Raw genomic sequence first — 16,455 nt, 5'->3', positions numbered from 1 at the left:
TAAAGGAAGAAACAGATATGACAATTGAAATTCTGGTTCCAGATTTACCTGAATCAGTTGCTGATGCAACCGTAGCGACATGGCACAAACAACCAGGCGACGCAGTAGAGCGTGACGAGGTTTTGGTTGACATCGAAACAGACAAAGTTGTGCTAGAAGTTCCAGCTCCGGAAGCTGGCGTTTTAGAAGCTATTGTTGAAGCAGAAGGTGCGACAGTACTTTCTAAACAAATCATTGCTAAATTGAAGCCAGGCGCAGTTGCAGGTGAACCAACTGCAGACAAAACAGAAGGTACTGAAGCATCTCCTGATAAGCGTCACAAAGCTGCGCTTAGCGAAGAAAGTAATGACGCATTAAGCCCAGCAGTGCGCCGTTTATTGGCTGAACATGGCTTAGAAGCAAGCCAAGTGAAAGGTACTGGTGTTGGTGGTCGTATTACGCGCGAAGATATTGAAGCGCATCTTGCGAACGCTAAATCTGCGTCAAAAGAAGACTCGCCAGCAGTGGTTGACGTGCCGGCAGCGGCTCGCAGTCAGAAGCGTGTTCCAATGACTCGCCTTCGTAAGACAGTCGCTAACCGTCTGCTAGAAGCGAAGAACAACACGGCAATGCTAACGACGTTTAACGAAGTGAACATGAAACCAATCATGGACCTTCGTAAGCAGTACAAAGATCAGTTCGAAGAGCGTCACGGTATTCGTTTGGGCTTCATGTCTTTTTACGTGAAAGCAGTAACAGAAGCGCTTAAGCGTTACCCAGAAGTAAATGCTTCGATTGATGGCGATGACATTGTTTACCACAACTACTTCGACATTAGCATGGCGGTATCAACGCCACGTGGTCTAGTTACACCTGTCCTAAAAGACTGTGACAAGCTTGGTTTCGCTGATGTTGAAAAAGGCATCAAAGAGCTGGCTATTAAAGGTCGTGATGGCAAGCTAACGGTAGACGAGCTAATGGGCGGTAACTTCACTATCACAAACGGCGGTGTGTTCGGTTCACTAATGTCTACACCAATCATCAACCCACCTCAATCAGCGATTCTTGGTATGCATAAGATCCAAGAGCGTCCGATGGCAGTGGATGGCAAAGTTGAAATCTTGCCGATGATGTACCTAGCGTTATCTTACGATCACCGCCTAATTGATGGTCGTGAATCAGTTGGCTTCCTAGTAACGATTAAAGAGTTACTAGAGGACCCAGCACGTCTCCTATTAGACGTTTAATATCGCTAAAACGTCTAGTTATCGTAGGTAGCTAGACGTTAAAAATTTCAATGGCTAGACTAGCTCAACGTTTGGCCTTCATTTGAATCCTTCAGTATGAGAACTCATGATGAAGGATTGATTTGAGAAGACCCTACAGACGTACAAGCAGCCAAGACTGCAGCGTTATGGAAATAATAAATCCCTTAAGGGAAAAACAAACGGAATATCGAAATGAATTTGCATGAATACCAAGCCAAACAGCTGTTTGCAGAATTCGGTTTGCCTGTGCCAGAAGGCTACGCGTGTGATACACCACAAGAAGCTTTTGAAGCCGCAGGCCGTATTAGTACAGCCAAGAAAGTAGTTAAATGTCAGGTTCACGCTGGTGGCCGTGGTAAAGCGGGTGGCGTAGAGCTACACGATACAAAAGAAGGCGTTAAAGAGTTTGCACAGAAGTGGTTAGGTAAAAACCTAGTGACTTACCAAACTGACGCTAACGGTCAGCCAGTAACAAAAATCCTTGTTGAAGAAGCTTCAAATATTGCGAACGAACTATACCTAGGTGCGGTAGTTGACCGTGCTAGCCGTAAGATCGTTTTCATGGCTTCTACCGAAGGTGGTGTGGAAATTGAAAAAGTTGCGGAAGAAACGCCGGAACTCATCCACAAAGCAGCAATTGACCCACTAGTAGGTCCACAAGCTTACCAAGGTCGTGAGCTAGCGTTCAAACTTGGTCTTGAAGGCGACCAAATCAAACAATTCGTTAAGATCTTTATGGGTCTTGGCACTATGTTTTCTCAGTACGATCTTGCTCTGCTAGAGATCAACCCACTTGTGATTACTGGTGAAGGCAACTTGCTATGTCTTGACGGTAAGATCAACATCGACTCAAACGCACTGTATCGTCAGCCTAAGCTTCGTGAAATGCACGATCCTTCACAAGAAGATGAGCGTGAAGCACACGCAGCTCAGTGGGAGCTGAACTACGTAGCACTAGACGGTAACGTTGGCTGTATGGTTAACGGTGCAGGCCTAGCAATGGGTACGATGGATATCGTAAACCTACACGGCGGCAAACCAGCTAACTTCTTAGATGTAGGTGGCGGCGCGACGAAAGAGCGTGTTGCTGAAGCATTCAAGATCATCCTATCTGATGACAATGTGAAAGCGGTACTTGTTAACATCTTCGGTGGTATTGTACGTTGTGACATGATCGCAGAAGGTATTATCGGTGCGGTTAAAGAGGTAGGCGTAAGCGTACCTGTTGTTGTTCGTCTTGAAGGTACTAACGCTGACCTAGGTCGCGAAGTTCTTGCTAATTCTGATGTTGATATCATTGCTGCTGAGTCGCTAACTGATGCTGCTCAGAAAGTTGTTGCTGCTGCGGAGGCTAAATAATGTCTGTATTAATTAACAAAGACACTAAAGTAATCTGTCAGGGGTTCACTGGTGGTCAAGGTACTTTCCACTCAGAGCAAGCTATCGCATACGGTACGCAAATGGTTGGTGGTGTGTCTCCAGGTAAAGGCGGCCAAACTCACCTAGGTCTTCCTGTATTCAACACAGTTCGTGAAGCAGTAGAAGCGACTGGTGCAACAGCGACAGTCATCTACGTACCAGCACCTTTCTGTAAAGATGCAATCCTAGAAGCGATTGACGCGGGTATCGAGCTAATCGTAACGATTACTGAAGGTATCCCTACTACAGATATGATCGACGTGAAAGTGAAGCTAGAAGAAACTGGCGTTCGCATGATCGGTCCTAACTGTCCGGGTGTTATCACTCCTGATGAGTGTAAGATCGGTATCATGCCTGGTCACATCCACAAGAAAGGCAAAGTAGGTATTGTATCTCGTAGCGGTACTCTAACTTACGAAGCAGTTAAACAAACCACTGACGAAGGTTTCGGCCAGTCTACTTGTGTTGGTATCGGTGGTGACCCAATCCCGGGTTCAAACTTCATTGATATCCTAAAACTGTTCCAAGAAGACCCTGAGACAGAAGCGATCGTTATGATCGGTGAGATCGGTGGTACTGCAGAAGAAGAAGCAGCAGCATACATTAAAGAAAATGTAACGAAGCCAGTGGTTTCTTACATTGCTGGTGTAACTGCACCTCCTGGTAAGCGTATGGGCCATGCTGGTGCGATTATCTCTGGTGGTAAAGGTACTGCTGAAGACAAATTTGCTGCACTAGAAGCGGCTGGCGTTAAAACTGTGAAATCTCTAGCAGAGATCGGCCAAGGTCTACGTGAAGTGACGGGTTGGTAATCGACCACACTACTTAATAAGTATTAAAAAGCCTGCGACTTCGCAGGCTTTTCTTTTTCCGTTCCCGTGGGTTTATGTTTGTTGTTAGCAAGGTCTTTCGCGTTTAATACTCAATGCGATTATGCTTTGCTTTTAATCAGCTGGCTCAGCATAAATAAGGATGTTGCGCTGATCACTACGGAAGGGCCGGCCGGTGTATCGAAGTGCCATGATAGGCTAAGCCCCATCAGTACTGCCACTGAGCCAATAATGGATGCGAACAATGCCATTTGCTCTGGTGATGAAGAGACTTTACGTGCTGTTGCTGCTGGGATAATTAGGAGCGAAGTCATGATCAACGCGCCAACGAACTTCATACCTACTGCGATTACTACACCCACCATTAGCATTAACACCAATCTAACTAAGTCTGTATTCACGCCCTCAACAGCGGCAAGTTCTTCACTAACAGTGCTAGAAAGCAGTGGGCGCCAGAAGACGTACAAACACGCACTTACCGCAACAACACCTGCGTAAATAAACATCAGATCTTGTGGAGAGACGGCAAGTAAGTCCCCAAATAGGTAGCTCATTAAATCGACGCGCACGTTTTCCAAAAAGCTAACCGATACTAAACCGATAGAGAGTGCACTGTGTGCCAAGATACCTAACAACGTGTCTGTAGCCACAAGTTGTTGCTTTTGCAGAGTGACAAGCAAAACGGCCAGAGCTAAACAGCAGACGAGTAGCGCAAGGTAGAGATTTACGTCGAGCAAGAAGCCCAGCGCTAGGCCCATTAACGATGCATGAGCTAGGGTATCTCCGAAGTAAGCCATTTTACGCCAAACGACAAATGACCCAAGTGGACCGGCAATGATCGCGATACCAATACCAGCAAGAATAGAAGGTAGGAGAAACTCAATCATGATGGTGATGTCCGTGTTTATGGTGGGAGCATGATGTCGCATCACCGCTTACTGGCGTTCCGGATAAATCGTGATGATGGTGCTCATGGTCGTGATGATAAAACGCGAGAGACTCTCTCGCAGCATTGCCAAATAGTGCGATGTAAGAAGGGTGCTGAGTAATAGTGGCAGGTGAACCTGAGCAGCAAACATGGTGATGCAGACAAATAACATCGTCCGTTTTCGCCATCACTAAATGTAAGTCATGCGACACCATAAATACGCCACAATCAAAGCGGTGACGAATGCTCTCAATTAAGTCATAGAGATCGATTTGACCTTGGATATCCACACCCTGAGCTGGTTCGTCTAATACTAACAGCTGAGGACGCTGAAGCAGAGCGCGAGCCAGTAACACTCGTTGGTTCTCACCACCGGATAAGCGATGCATATTACTATTAAGTAAATGTTCAGCGCCAACAAGCCGTAATGCATCAATGCACTCCTGCTTACTGTATTTTCCTGCTAAATTTAGAAAGCGGGTTACATTCAATGGAAGGGAGTCATTGAGCTTCAACTTTTGAGGAACGTAACCAATTTTCAGTTTTCTTTGTCGGTTCAACTTGCCGCTAGTTGGCTTTTGAAGACCTAAGATAACTTTGACTAACGTTGATTTTCCCGCTCCATTGGGACCAATTAGGGTAGTTATTTTGCCCTTTTCTAATTCCATACTAATGTTATCGAGAACTCTGCGGCCATCGAACTCGACGCATAACTGCTCAAGATGGACTAAGGAAGACATGAATGAAACTCATTTGCAAATCAATAATGTTATAATGTAACATTATCTCACTTTCCACGCCATATCCCAAGTAAAACTATGAAAAGAGCATTAATTCTTGCTGCCTCAGCAATGTTAACACTGCCAGCACAGGCGGTAACGGTACTGACGAGTATCAAACCTATTCAGTTGTTAGTAACAGAGCTTACTCAAGGAGTAACTTCACCAGACGTGTTATTGCAGTCTAACACATCACCCCATGACTACGCTTTGCGTCCATCGGATGTTAAAAAGGTCGCTTCGGCTGATTTGGTTATCTGGTACGGACATGATCTTGAACCGTTTCTAGAGAAAGTTGTTTCGGATAGATCGAATACTTTGACTATTAGTCAAATTCCAAATCTAGAATTGCGTGAATTTGATAGTGAGCACAACCATGACCATGATGGGCACGATCATGGCTCACATGATCCGCACTTTTGGCTAGGTGTAAGCCAAGCACAACAAGTGGCCAAGGCTGTTGTGAATCAACTTGTATCACTTGATCCGGAAAATGCAGCTCAATATCAAGCGAACCTCAAAAAGTTTGAACTCGAGCTAAAAGACACTGACCAACAGATAAAGCAGAAGCTGGCACCAGTAAAAAACAAAGGTTACTTTGTATTCCATGATGCTTACGGTTATTTCGAAGATCGTTATGAACTAAATCAAATGGGGCATTTTACTGTGAGCCCGGAACGCAAGCCAGGAGCGAAGACCTTAATTCAAATTCGTCAAAAGCTAAGTGGTGGAGATGTGGCTTGTGTATTTTCTGAACCTCAGTTTACCCCGGCTGTCGTTCAGAGCGTAATGAGAGGCAGTGATGTCACTAAAGGCGAGCTTGACCCGTTAGGGAGTACAATTGAAGCAAAACCTGGCAGTTACTTTACTTTTCTCAACAATATGGCGAATAGTTTTGAGCAATGCTTGAACAAAAAGTCAGATTAAGTGCTGTCGTAATGTAGGAGTAGTCTTTTTAACGTGATCCAGTAGTAAGAATTACAACCTTTGGTAAGGCGAGCCTTTTCTCAGAAAGTAATTGAGATATCATTACCAATAATTATCAGCTCAAAATAACCGTATCAATCCATGTTTTACAAACGATGAACGGTCACTTTCAGAGCACAAATTGATACAAAAGGTTTTCGTCTTGCTACGCCAATTAGCCCTTGCTCTGTTGGGCTTTGTCTTATCCTACCAAGCATTTGCGCTTCATAATGCAAATGCAATCTTTTACCCTTTGCCAACTCAGGCAAAGGGTACTTTTATCGCGGCTAAAAAGTTGTTCTTGGGTGAAAAGGGCGGTTTGTGGATTCATGACGTACACGGACGAGTCCTGTTTTACGATGGTCAAACTATATTGCCTAAATCAGGTAGCTTCCTACAAACGTCGGCCAAGCAGTTGGCTTATCATAAAGGTGCTTTTTGGACCTTTATTGAAAATGAGGTCTATCGAACCTATCCAAATCAGGAACGACGTTTAGTCTTTAGTTTAAATCCAGGCTCACAAATAAGAAAAATAGGGTCTTCAAAGAACTATATTTGGGTGAGTGATGGCGCGCATTTCTATACCTACAATATCGACACTAGCGAGTTAAACTCTTTCTCTCTATTGCAGCTCTATCAACATAGTAATAATAGCTACGTTTACATTAATGATGCGGTGCTAGTTGAAACCAAGTGGGCACTAGCAACGACTTCCGGCTTCTATCTTTCTGAAGGTGATAAGTTTGACCATGTCGCTGCCTCAGGTCAAAACTACATTGAGAAAGTCTATTATTCACACACGCGAAGAGAAATTCTGATAGGTACATTGCGTGGCGCTTTAATTTTCAACATTTACCAGCCTGATAAAGAAGTGATTAGAATTGGCGGCTCACATGTTTTGACATTCGCAGAGACAAATCAAGACTATTGGGTGGGGACCGAGCATGGTCTTTATTTGTACTCATTTTTTTCAGGTGAGGTCACCGAAGTCGCGCCTGCAAGTTTTCTTGAGTTAGAGTTAGATAACACGAAGATTTATTCGTTGTTGAGCGACAATATGGGAGGGATGTGGATTGCGACTAACCAAGGTATTCGTTATTACTCGCTATTTAGTAAAAAATTTGAACGAGTGACCTTTAGTAGTTATGACTCACACACCCTATCAGGACGAATTCGGCAAACTATTGAAGGTCCTGATGGTGCGCTTTGGTTTGCTGATGACCGAAAGATTTATCGTTCAGGAAAGAGTGGGATTAACCAAGTCTTAGAGTTGGAGTCGCAGATCAATGAATTTGCGTTTCAAAACGGTATGCTTTGGCTTGCGACCTCAAAAGGGCTGGAAATATTTGAGCTAAATGGTCTCAACAAGATTACATATCCTTATTTACAGGTTATGGCCGGACATGCCGTAGAGCATGTGACCGTTGATGGTGATGACCGTCTTTGGGTATCAAGCGGATACCATCTTTACAATGTTGATACTGCTGCACGAAGCGTACGAAACTTTGGAAGTGAGTGGCTAGTAAGTCAGTATTTGCCTGCTAAGGTTACGCGCCTATATGATACTGAAGATGCCCTATTAATAGGCACCGATCATGGCGTATACCAATACAGTAATGACAACATCCAGTTTATCCGTTTTTCAGAAAAGTTTGGTGAATCATTAGACATGACCACGGCGGTTGATGGCAGCCAGTGGTTTGCTTCATCTTATGGTGTGTTTAAAACTGATACACGAAGCGATGAAAAACGTGTTGTTGAAATGAGTGAGCCCAACGCCAGACCTGCTTGCTTGATCAGAGACAGGCAAGGTGTATGGTTAGCTTCCTCTGTCGGTTTAAGCTATTACCACCTTTCGGGTGAGTTAGTGAAACATTACTCATCGTCATCAGGCTTAATGAACAATGAGTTCCTCCCTGGTATTTGTAGCGTTATACAGCAGACAGAAATTGGTGAGCGAGAGCTTGTTCTGGGGTCGAAGTACGGACTCGTAAAAGCAGAAGCATCCAAGCTGCTTGTATCTAATCCCCCAGAGTCTAAGTTTATTGTTAGCCAAGTTGTGCTTGAAAATGAAGTTCTGCAAGTTGGTAGTGCCGATCTGAATGGGCTCACACTGCCATATGGATCTTCGCTGAGTTTTTTATTCGGTGTGATGCCAAAACCAGACAGTCAAAATTTGTACTATCGATTGAACAACGATGACCCATGGCAAACGTTAGAGGGGGGCCAACTGACACTCGAGCACCTTAGTTCCGGTGAATATCACTTGCAGGTCAGTAATGAGTCTCAAGTTGCCACTGGAGTCGTTGGTTTAGAATCTCACTTTATCGTCCTTCATCCTTGGTATCTATCGCGATTTGCTATTTTAGGCTTTGTCGTAGCTAGTATTGCGGTCGTCGCATTACTTGTTTTCTGGCGCTCTCGCTACGTTGTACAGGCTAACCGTGATCTAGCAGCTCAAGTGACTCTCAAAACGAATCAGTTAAGACATCAAAGTAGAGTGTTGCTTACGAGCAACCAGCAATTACGTAAACAGATTCAAGTTAGAAACCTACTCGTAGACCATGTAGCTCTATCCATAAAATCAAGCGTCGACTTTATTGTGGCGAAACTACCTATGCCTCTGGATACTGCGACGGAGGATCATTTGGCTAAAACGAATTGGCAGTTAAATGAACTCAAAAGCGTTCCAAGTGATGTAAGTGGTGGGAGTCAGAACTACAACTTGAGTCAGATAACTCAGTCAGTGGTTGATGTATGGCAAGATGACTTTGCAAAAGCGGGTATTTTGGTAGAGCTAGAAGATGAGAGTAAGCAGAGCCGGGTTGCTCTGGAAAGCTTTAATCTTGATGTTATTTTCAATAGCATTTTTGCCAATATCATCAAGCGCTCTTTCCGGGGTCAAACGGTTAGAATTATGCTAGAAAAGGGGCATGATATTGTGTCATTGAGCTTTCTTGATTACGGGACGCAATTACCTAATAAAGTCGCGACTGGGCTTCCATCTAACTTAAATCACTCTGAGTTGAGTATTGACCACCTTGCCCAACTAGTGACAACGAGTGGTGGTTATTTGGCTGTCTTCTCTTCTGATGCTCAAAACAAAGTCGAGATTACATGGCCATCTGCGAAGGAAAGGAGTTATCTGGATGAACCGCAGCAAGAACTCAATCCTGTAACTATTGCAGAAGATCAAGTCACACCAGAGAAAGAGTGGTTGCAAAAAGTCTATCAATTAGTGGCAGAGCATTACCATGATCCTGAATTTGGCACTGCGTCAGCCGCTAAAATGCTGTATATGTCTGAACGCTCTTTGCAGAGACGTTTTAAATCTGCCTCGTCAAGAACGTTAAAAGACTATGTCACAGAGGTTCGTTTAGAAACGGCGTGTGAACAGTTATTGGCGGGTGAGAAAATCAGTGAAGTCGCCTTTAACTGTGGCTTTAATGATCCATCTTACTTTAGCCAAAAGTTTAAGCTACATTTTGGTTTGCCCCCTTCCAAGTTTGCTTTGACTCAAGAAAGCCAAGAAATTAACTAGAAAACCTTCATTATAAGCTCCCTAGTTAATAGTTAAGATGCTGGGGAGCTGCATACAGTGCTCTATTATTGCTGCAGTTGCTAACGCAGTGAGTTTCATTGTTTCTTCATCACATCTAGCCTACAAATCCATTCTCAACACGTAAGCACGATCACGTTCTATCTGTTAGTCGCGATGTTCATAGCAATAAGCATAAATGGCTTCAAGAGAATGATTTACTAATAGTTGCAACAAATAAATGACAGTTGTATTGCTGTATCAAAAGAGCGTGGTTCATTTGGGTGAATGATGGTGTGCGACATTCGTGAAAACGAAAACTGTGTTGAAAAGATGAATAAGGTAAAGAAGTTTTGAAAGAGGTGAAAAAAAATATCGTGGTATAGCCGGGGGGACTATACCACGGGTGTCAAGGACACCTTCGCTTGCTGCCGGAGTGACATGTTGCCATGCCACCTCTGGAATTTATTAGAGAGGTTGCCCTCTCGATGGAGTAACTATACGAGAGGTTACTTATTTTTCTTATAAAAATAACGCCATGTTTATATGAGAAAAGCGACAACGTTTTGTTTTTTAATTAACCCACTGTTTTAATTTGCATTTTTTGTTTTCTATCTTGGTTTGTGACATTTTTGTTTCGTTAGGTGTCATTTTTAATTGTTAATTTTGACGTAAATAACGAGAGGAAATTTACGAAGTTAACGTTTGAAAGCGTGAAAACATTTACGGAATCTTTGATTTCACACAAGGATTGAAGGGGTATAGGGGAGTAATATTGGCAACCTAAACTTATTAAATAATAATATTTCTCATTAGCAATACTCTTAAGGGCCACTATGAAGTTATCAGAGATTAATCCTGGCGATACGGTGACGGTTCGGTTGTTAGATGGTCTTTCATCAGATATCAGAAAGAAACTCATGGTAATGGGGCTGCTTCCCAATACAGAAGTCAAAGTGATTCGACGTGCGCCAATGGGCGATCCTTTACAAGTCGAAGTCCGTGGTGTGTCTGTCGCATTGCGAGAAACAATTGCTCAGAAAATTGAAGTGGAGCGAGCGTAATGCAATATCAAGTGCTAACCGTAGGTAACCCTAATAGTGGTAAAACGACGCTATTTAATGGCTTAACTGGCGCAAAACAGCAAGTTGGTAACTGGGCAGGCGTCACGGTTGAAAAGAAAACAGGACAATTCAAGCATGCTGGGGATGAGTTTTTGCTCACTGACCTTCCGGGTATTTACTCATTAGACAGTGGTAATGATAGTAATAGTATTGATGAATCCATCGCATCGCGTGCGGTTCTAACTCATCCTGCTGATCTCATTATTAACGTGGTGGATGCTACAAGTTTAGAGCGCAGCTTATATATGACGCTGCAACTTCGCGAACTTGGTCGCCCTATGATTGTTGTCCTCAACAAGATGGATGCGCTAAAGCGTGAACGTCAGATGATTAACGTTGCAGAGCTTGAGAAAACGTTAGGTTGTCCGGTTGTCAGTTTATCTGCAACCAATAAAACTCAAGTGGCAGAGTTTAAAGAAAAGCTCCATAAATCCATCGTTCAAGGAGTGCCACTTAAAGAATTGTCTTTGCATTACGGTGAGAAGATGGAGTCGGCAATTCAAACGGTTTCCGCACTTTTTAACGACCAAAACGTCGCTCATCGTGCACTAGCGATTCGTGCGCTTGAAAAAGACACAATGGTGCTCAATAGTCTTTCTGATATTGATAGAAGCAAAGTCTTGGAAGTCATTACGACGTTAGATTTGGATATCGATTTGCATGTCGCGGATACTAAGTACACGCATCTGCATGAACAGTGTAAAAAAGTTCGCCGAAGCGAAGGCAAGTTAAGTCGCAGCGTGACTGAAAAGCTAGACCAATTCATTTTGAACAAGTGGGTGGGCATCCCATTCTTCTTTGTTGTGATGTACCTAATGTTCATGTTCTCTATCAACATTGGTAGTGCGTTCATCGACTTCTTCGATATTGGTGTTGGTGCTCTGTTGGTTGATGGTGGTCACCACTTGTTAGACGGTCATTTACCTGTTTGGTTAGTGACGGTTCTTGCTGATGGTATCGGTGGTGGTATCCAGACGGTTGCAACCTTCATTCCGGTTATCGCGTGTTTGTACCTGTTCCTAGCAGTACTTGAGAGCTCAGGTTACATGGCTCGCGCAGCATTCGTACTAGATAAAGTGATGCAGAAGATCGGTCTACCGGGCAAAGCATTTGTACCGTTGGTTCTTGGTTTTGGCTGTAACGTTCCGTCAATCATGGCAACTCGTACTCTAGACCAAGAACGTGAGCGTAAACTGGCTGCATCTATGGCGCCATTTATGTCATGCGGTGCTCGTTTGCCTGTCTACGCGCTATTCGCTGCGGCATTCTTCCCTGGTTCTGGTCAGAACATTGTATTCGCACTTTACTTACTTGGTATTGTGGCAGCGATCTTCACAGGTCTTTTCCTTAAGCACACGCTTTACCCGGGTAGCAGCGATAGCCTAGTGATGGGAATGCCAGATTACGAGCTTCCGACGCTACAAAACGTGGTGATCAAAACTTGGCAAAAGCTAAAGCGCTTCGTACTTGGTGCAGGTAAAACCATCGTTATCGTTGTTGCTATTCTGAGTTTCTTCAACTCATTGGGTACTGATGGCAGTTTTGGTAACGAAGACAGCGAAAACTCGGTGCTTTCTAAAGCTGCGCAAGTTGTTACTCCAGTATTCGCGCCAATCGGTGTTCAAGAAGATAACTGGCCAGCGACGGTTGGTATCATTACCGGTATCTTCGCAAAAGAGGCGGTAGTTGGTACGCTTAACAGCCTATACACCACGCCAAGCGACGGTGAAGACGCAGAATTTGATCTAATGGGCAGCCTAGAAGAGGCAGTAATGAGTATCCCTGAAAACCTAGCCGGTTTGAGCTACTCAGATCCACTAGGCATTGAAGTGGGTGACTTAACTGACTCAAATGCCGTTGCCGAAGAACAAGAAGTCGATGCTTCTATCTTCGGTAACATTAAATCGCAGTTTGCTTCTGGCAATGCCGCATTTGCTTACCTAATCTTTATCCTACTGTACACACCTTGTGTGGCGGCGATGGGGGCTTACGTACGTGAGTTTGGTCATAAGTTCGCACGCTTTATCGCGGTTTGGACAATGGGCTTGGCTTACCTATGTGCGACGTTCTACAACCAATTGACGCATTTCGCAGATAGCCCAGTGACAAGTGGCATTTGGATGGCAGTGATCGTAGCTATCTTCTTTGGCACATACCGTGTGTTCAAACGAGTTGGTAAGAAACAAAACGGTGCATTAGAGGCGCAAATAGCATGATTTTAAAAGAGCTTTATCAATACATTGCAGACAAAGGAACCGTCTCCCAGTCAGATCTGGCTAAGCAGTTTGGGATGAGTGAAGATGGCGCCGACGCGATGTTAAACGTGTGGATTAAGAAGGGCAAAATTAGCCGCCTAGTCGACACTAATAAAGCTCATGACGTGACTCGTGTTCGCTACTCAGTGACTAAACAAGATGGTTTGTCTCTGACAGTCACCATGTAGCGACTATCAAAATTAGTCACCTAAAAATTATCACATAAAAACGACAAAGCCGCATCAGCAATGATGCGGCTTTTATTTTGCTGGTTATTGTTTGTGAATACAGCGAAATTAATGTTCTTCAGAGTGTTTAGTCGCGCCTAACCCTAGGAACTTCAAACCAAGACTTAAAACTAAAATCGAAATAGGTAATGTTAAGATCGTCCAATCTAAGCTGTCGAAGTTAATCAGCACGAGCTCTAAGAATTTCACAAACAAGATCACGATGATGACTTCAGCCAAAATGTTTTTTAGATGGCCGATGTTTGGGGTTCTGATCCAATGCAAAACCGACTGCTCTTGTGTTTTCGCTTTAGCTTTGTTGGAAATAAATAGTGTGTAGATGCCGTGAGCAAAGATGAACAAAACTAGTGCGACAAGAAACGTATCCAGTGACTTGATCAAATAAGCGATCGCGATGTCTGCTTTATCTAAATGTGCGAGTGCTTCTGGAGGTGTTTGATTAAGAATGAAGACCGCAAATGCTGAATAGGTTTTTGCTGCACCCATAAGAAAAAGCAAGAATGAAGCAGCCATAGAACAGATGATGGCGATCCAGCTGACGTATCGGAATGTGTTGAAGACTTGTTTCATGATGACCCTCTCTAACTGAGCTGGTAGTCTAAACAAGTTTTATTTTAGTGATAATCCCAGAAAAATGAGAAAGATTGTTACAAATACGTATTAATCTTTCTCTGTCTATTTTAGCCGTATTCAAAGGCGAATTATTTTCGCTTACAGTGCTTATGCTTTTTGGAAAATAGAGCTCAGTGATAACACGTTCTTAATACGACCAAGCAATTCGTTTTGCTCTTCTTCTGTACGGAATTCACCTTTGGTATTACCCCAAACCGGTCCCGGCCATGCTATGTCATCTTTGAAGCGAGCGATATGGTGAATGTGCAGTTGCGGCACCATGTTACCTAGTGCACCGAGGTTTAACTTGTCTGGACGGAATGTTGCTTCCAGTGCTTGGCTTACCGCTTGAGACTCTAGCAAAAACTGTTGCTGTTCTTTCATTGGCAAGTGGTGAAGCTCTTTTAGGTTTGCACGTTTAGGTACCAAAATAACCCATGGCACGGCATTGTCTTTATGCAGAAGTGCCACACACAGTGGGAAGTGACCGATAACGGTAGTGTCTTTTGCCAATTGAGGGTGCAGTTCAAAACTCATTATATTATCCGATTTGAATTGAATGACATCAGTATACGCCAGATAAAACAAAAGGTTGACGCTTTCACGCCAACCTTTCTAAATCGTCTCGATTCTCGATTCTCGATTCTCGATTCTCGATTCTCGATTCTCGATTCTCGAATCGTTTACATGCGCTCTAGAGTATCAATACCTAGTAGAGACAGACCTTGCTTGATGGTCTTCGCTGTTAGCGCTGCTAGTTTCAGACGGCTTTGTTTCACTGCTTCGTCTTCAGCAACTAGGATAGGGCACGCTTCGTAGAAGCTAGAGAACTGACCTGCTAGTTCGAATAGGTAGCTACACATGATGTGTGGTTGACCCTCGCGAGCGACAGATTGAACCGCTTCTTCGAACTGCATAAGCTTAGCAATAAGTGCTTTCTCTTTCTCATCAGTGATTTTGATGTCACCTTGGAGAGCGTCCATAGCAACACCAGCTTTAGCGAAAATAGAAGCTACGCGAGTGTATGCATATTGCATGTATGGTGCTGTGTTACCTTCAAACGCTAACATGTTGTCCCAATCGAACACGTAGTCAGTCGTACGGTGTTTAGATAAGTCAGAGTATTTAACCGCTGCCATTGCAACTGTTTTAGAGATCTTCTCTTTTTCTTCCGCATCTAGTTCAGGGTTTTTAGATTCGATCAGTTGTGCTGCACGAACTTCTGCTTCATCTAGAAGGTCGGCAAGACGAACGGTACCACCCGCACGAGTTTTGAATGGCTTACCATCTTTACCAAGCATCATGCCGAACGCGTGGTGCTCAAGAGATACTGACTCAGGTACGTAGCCTGCCTTACGAACAATTGTCCAAGCTTGCATTAGGTGCTGGTGTTGACGTGAGTCGATGAAGTAAAGCACACGGTCTGCGCTTAGCTCTTCATAACGATATTTTGCACATGCGATGTCTGTTGTTGTGTATAGGAAACCGCCATCGCGTTTTTGAACGATAACGCCCATTGGTTCGCCATCTTTGTTCTTGTATTCATCTAGGAATACAACTTGCGCGCCATCATCTTCAACGGCAAGACCTTGTTCTTTTAGGTCAGCAACGATCTTAGGAAGCATGTCGTTGTACATGCTCTCGCCCATCACGTCGTCACGAGTCAGTGACACGTTTAGACGGTCGTAGTTGCGCTGGTTTTGGATCATGGTTACATCAACGAGTTTTTTCCACATTTCTGCACAGTACTCGTCACCGCTTTGCAGTTTCACAACGTAGTTTCGCGCTTTCACTGCGAATTCTTCGTCTTCGTCGTACAGTTTCTTAGACTCACGGTAGAAGCCTTCAAGGTCAGCCAGTTCCATAGAAACTTCGCCAGACTCTTGTTGTACACGCTCAAGGTTTGCGATAAGCATACCGAACTGAGTACCCCAGTCACCGATGTGGTTCGCACGGATCACTTTGTGACCTAGGAACTCAAGAGTACGTACTACTGCATCACCGATGATGGTTGAACGTAGGTGACCAACGTGCATTTCTTTAGCAACGTTTGGTGCAGAGTAGTCAGCAACGATAGTTTGAGCTTCGTCTGCTGCAACGCCAAGACGTGAGTCAGCCAGTGCTGCTTCCGCTTGTTTTGCTAGGAACTCTTCGCTTAGGAAAATGTTGATGAAACCAGGACCAGCGATTTCTGTCTTGCTCGCAATACCATCTAGGTCTAGAACATCCAGTACTTTCTGTGCAAATTCTCGTGGGTTAGTACCCAGTTTTTTAGCAACGCCCATTACGCCGTTTGCTTGGTAGTCACCAAATTGTGGCTTTGCTGATTGGCGTACCGCCGCAGGACTGCCTGCAGGTGCGCCAGCGGCTTCTAGAGCCTGAGATACTTTGTCATTAATAAGTGCTTGGATATTCACACGCGTTTCCTTCAATTCAAGGACGAAGAACTCGGCGAAGTAAGTGCCAAGTTCTGCTGGAGTTCACAAAAATGGGGCTAATGATAACAACT

Annotated in this window: 13 protein-coding genes; 8 read left to right on the top strand and 5 right to left on the bottom strand. The window is 44.0% G+C overall.

The genetic code is table 11. The features are described 5' to 3' along the window. The first annotated feature begins 17 nt into the window (after positions 1-17). From odhB to sucD, 3 genes are all read left to right on the top strand, one after another. Positions 18-1,226, top strand: a complete 1,209-nt coding sequence (gene odhB, locus R7Q41_RS18685) for a 2-oxoglutarate dehydrogenase complex dihydrolipoyllysine-residue succinyltransferase (protein ID WP_005382177.1) — start codon at positions 18-20, stop codon at positions 1,224-1,226. 213 nt (positions 1,227-1,439) lie between these two features. Next, entirely contained in the window at positions 1,440-2,606 is a 1,167-nt protein-coding gene (gene sucC / locus R7Q41_RS18680) for an ADP-forming succinate--CoA ligase subunit beta (protein WP_005382179.1), read from the top strand. Next, complete coding sequence (sucD, locus tag R7Q41_RS18675; protein WP_005382181.1) at positions 2,606-3,478, top strand: succinate--CoA ligase subunit alpha; 873 nt, start codon at positions 2,606-2,608, stop codon at positions 3,476-3,478. The genes sucC and sucD overlap by 1 nt, the downstream gene beginning before the upstream one ends. A gap of 119 nt (positions 3,479-3,597) precedes the next feature. Here sucD and znuB read toward each other — a convergent pair whose 3' ends face one another. Next, complete coding sequence (gene znuB / locus R7Q41_RS18670) at positions 3,598-4,383, bottom strand: zinc ABC transporter permease subunit ZnuB (protein WP_169628604.1); 786 nt, start codon at positions 4,381-4,383, stop codon at positions 3,598-3,600. Then, positions 4,376-5,164 carry a zinc ABC transporter ATP-binding protein ZnuC gene (gene znuC, locus R7Q41_RS18665; RefSeq protein ID WP_005382185.1) on the bottom strand — a complete coding sequence of 263 codons (789 nt, stop codon included), beginning with the start codon at positions 5,162-5,164 and terminating at the stop codon, positions 4,376-4,378. Before znuC ends, znuB begins: the two co-directional genes overlap by 8 nt. 78 nt (positions 5,165-5,242) lie before the next feature. On the opposite strand from znuC, the gene znuA reads away from it, so the two are divergent. From znuA to R7Q41_RS18640, 5 genes are all read left to right on the top strand, one after another. Beyond that, complete coding sequence (znuA, locus tag R7Q41_RS18660) at positions 5,243-6,130, top strand: zinc ABC transporter substrate-binding protein ZnuA (RefSeq protein WP_065274261.1); 888 nt, start codon at positions 5,243-5,245, stop codon at positions 6,128-6,130. A 202-nt stretch (positions 6,131-6,332) separates the two neighbouring features. Then, the gene (locus R7Q41_RS18655; protein ID WP_258514612.1) at positions 6,333-9,710 is read left to right on the top strand and encodes an AraC family transcriptional regulator; all 3,378 of its coding nucleotides are present in this window, start codon (positions 6,333-6,335) and stop codon (positions 9,708-9,710) included. A gap of 833 nt (positions 9,711-10,543) precedes the next feature. After that, complete coding sequence (locus R7Q41_RS18650) at positions 10,544-10,771, top strand: FeoA family protein (protein WP_318144624.1); 228 nt, start codon at positions 10,544-10,546, stop codon at positions 10,769-10,771. After that, positions 10,771-13,047, top strand: coding sequence for a Fe(2+) transporter permease subunit FeoB (feoB, locus tag R7Q41_RS18645; RefSeq protein ID WP_318144623.1), 2,277 nt, complete (start codon positions 10,771-10,773; stop codon positions 13,045-13,047). The genes R7Q41_RS18650 and feoB overlap by 1 nt, the downstream gene beginning before the upstream one ends. Next, positions 13,044-13,274, top strand: coding sequence for a FeoC-like transcriptional regulator (locus R7Q41_RS18640; protein WP_005382192.1), 231 nt, complete (start codon positions 13,044-13,046; stop codon positions 13,272-13,274). Before feoB ends, R7Q41_RS18640 begins: the two co-directional genes overlap by 4 nt. A 108-nt stretch (positions 13,275-13,382) precedes the next feature. On the opposite strand, the gene R7Q41_RS18635 is transcribed toward R7Q41_RS18640, so the two are convergent. The 3 genes from R7Q41_RS18635 to argS all read right to left on the bottom strand — a co-directional run bounded on the left by R7Q41_RS18635 (position 13,383) and on the right by argS (position 16,363). Next, positions 13,383-13,904, bottom strand: coding sequence for a YqhA family protein (locus R7Q41_RS18635; RefSeq protein WP_042523163.1), 522 nt, complete (start codon positions 13,902-13,904; stop codon positions 13,383-13,385). A gap of 150 nt (positions 13,905-14,054) precedes the next feature. Continuing rightward, positions 14,055-14,483 carry an HIT family protein gene (locus R7Q41_RS18630; protein ID WP_039841466.1) on the bottom strand — a complete coding sequence of 143 codons (429 nt, stop codon included), beginning with the start codon at positions 14,481-14,483 and terminating at the stop codon, positions 14,055-14,057. 146 nt (positions 14,484-14,629) lie between these two features. Next, positions 14,630-16,363 (bottom strand): arginine--tRNA ligase, encoded by a 1,734-nt coding sequence (argS, locus tag R7Q41_RS18625; RefSeq protein WP_025517318.1) that lies wholly within the window; start codon positions 16,361-16,363, stop codon positions 14,630-14,632. Positions 16,364-16,455 lie beyond the last annotated feature (92 nt).

The organism is Vibrio sp. 2096 (assembly GCF_033339595.1).
Classification (GTDB): domain Bacteria; phylum Pseudomonadota; class Gammaproteobacteria; order Enterobacterales; family Vibrionaceae; genus Vibrio; species Vibrio alginolyticus.
The sequence above is the reverse complement of the archived record's forward strand: the minus strand, read 5'-3'. Positions and strand labels throughout refer to the sequence as shown.

What these genes read in the sequence shown, in the direction of transcription:
- znuA (WP_065274261.1), top strand. Translation starts at nt 5,243, where the DNA reads ATGAAAAGAGCATTAATTCTTGCTGCCTCAGCAATGTTAACACTGCCA.
- sucD (WP_005382181.1), top strand. Translation starts at nt 2,606, where the DNA reads ATGTCTGTATTAATTAACAAAGACACTAAAGTAATCTGTCAGGGGTTC.
- feoB (WP_318144623.1), top strand. Translation starts at nt 10,771, where the DNA reads ATGCAATATCAAGTGCTAACCGTAGGTAACCCTAATAGTGGTAAAACG.
- sucC (WP_005382179.1), top strand. Translation starts at nt 1,440, where the DNA reads ATGAATTTGCATGAATACCAAGCCAAACAGCTGTTTGCAGAATTCGGT.
- R7Q41_RS18630 (WP_039841466.1), bottom strand. Translation starts at nt 14,483, where the DNA reads ATGAGTTTTGAACTGCACCCTCAATTGGCAAAAGACACTACCGTTATC.
- odhB (WP_005382177.1), top strand. Translation starts at nt 18, where the DNA reads ATGACAATTGAAATTCTGGTTCCAGATTTACCTGAATCAGTTGCTGAT.
- R7Q41_RS18650 (WP_318144624.1), top strand. Translation starts at nt 10,544, where the DNA reads ATGAAGTTATCAGAGATTAATCCTGGCGATACGGTGACGGTTCGGTTG.
- R7Q41_RS18640 (WP_005382192.1), top strand. Translation starts at nt 13,044, where the DNA reads ATGATTTTAAAAGAGCTTTATCAATACATTGCAGACAAAGGAACCGTC.
- znuB (WP_169628604.1), bottom strand. Translation starts at nt 4,383, where the DNA reads ATGATTGAGTTTCTCCTACCTTCTATTCTTGCTGGTATTGGTATCGCG.
- znuC (WP_005382185.1), bottom strand. Translation starts at nt 5,164, where the DNA reads ATGTCTTCCTTAGTCCATCTTGAGCAGTTATGCGTCGAGTTCGATGGC.
- R7Q41_RS18635 (WP_042523163.1), bottom strand. Translation starts at nt 13,904, where the DNA reads ATGAAACAAGTCTTCAACACATTCCGATACGTCAGCTGGATCGCCATC.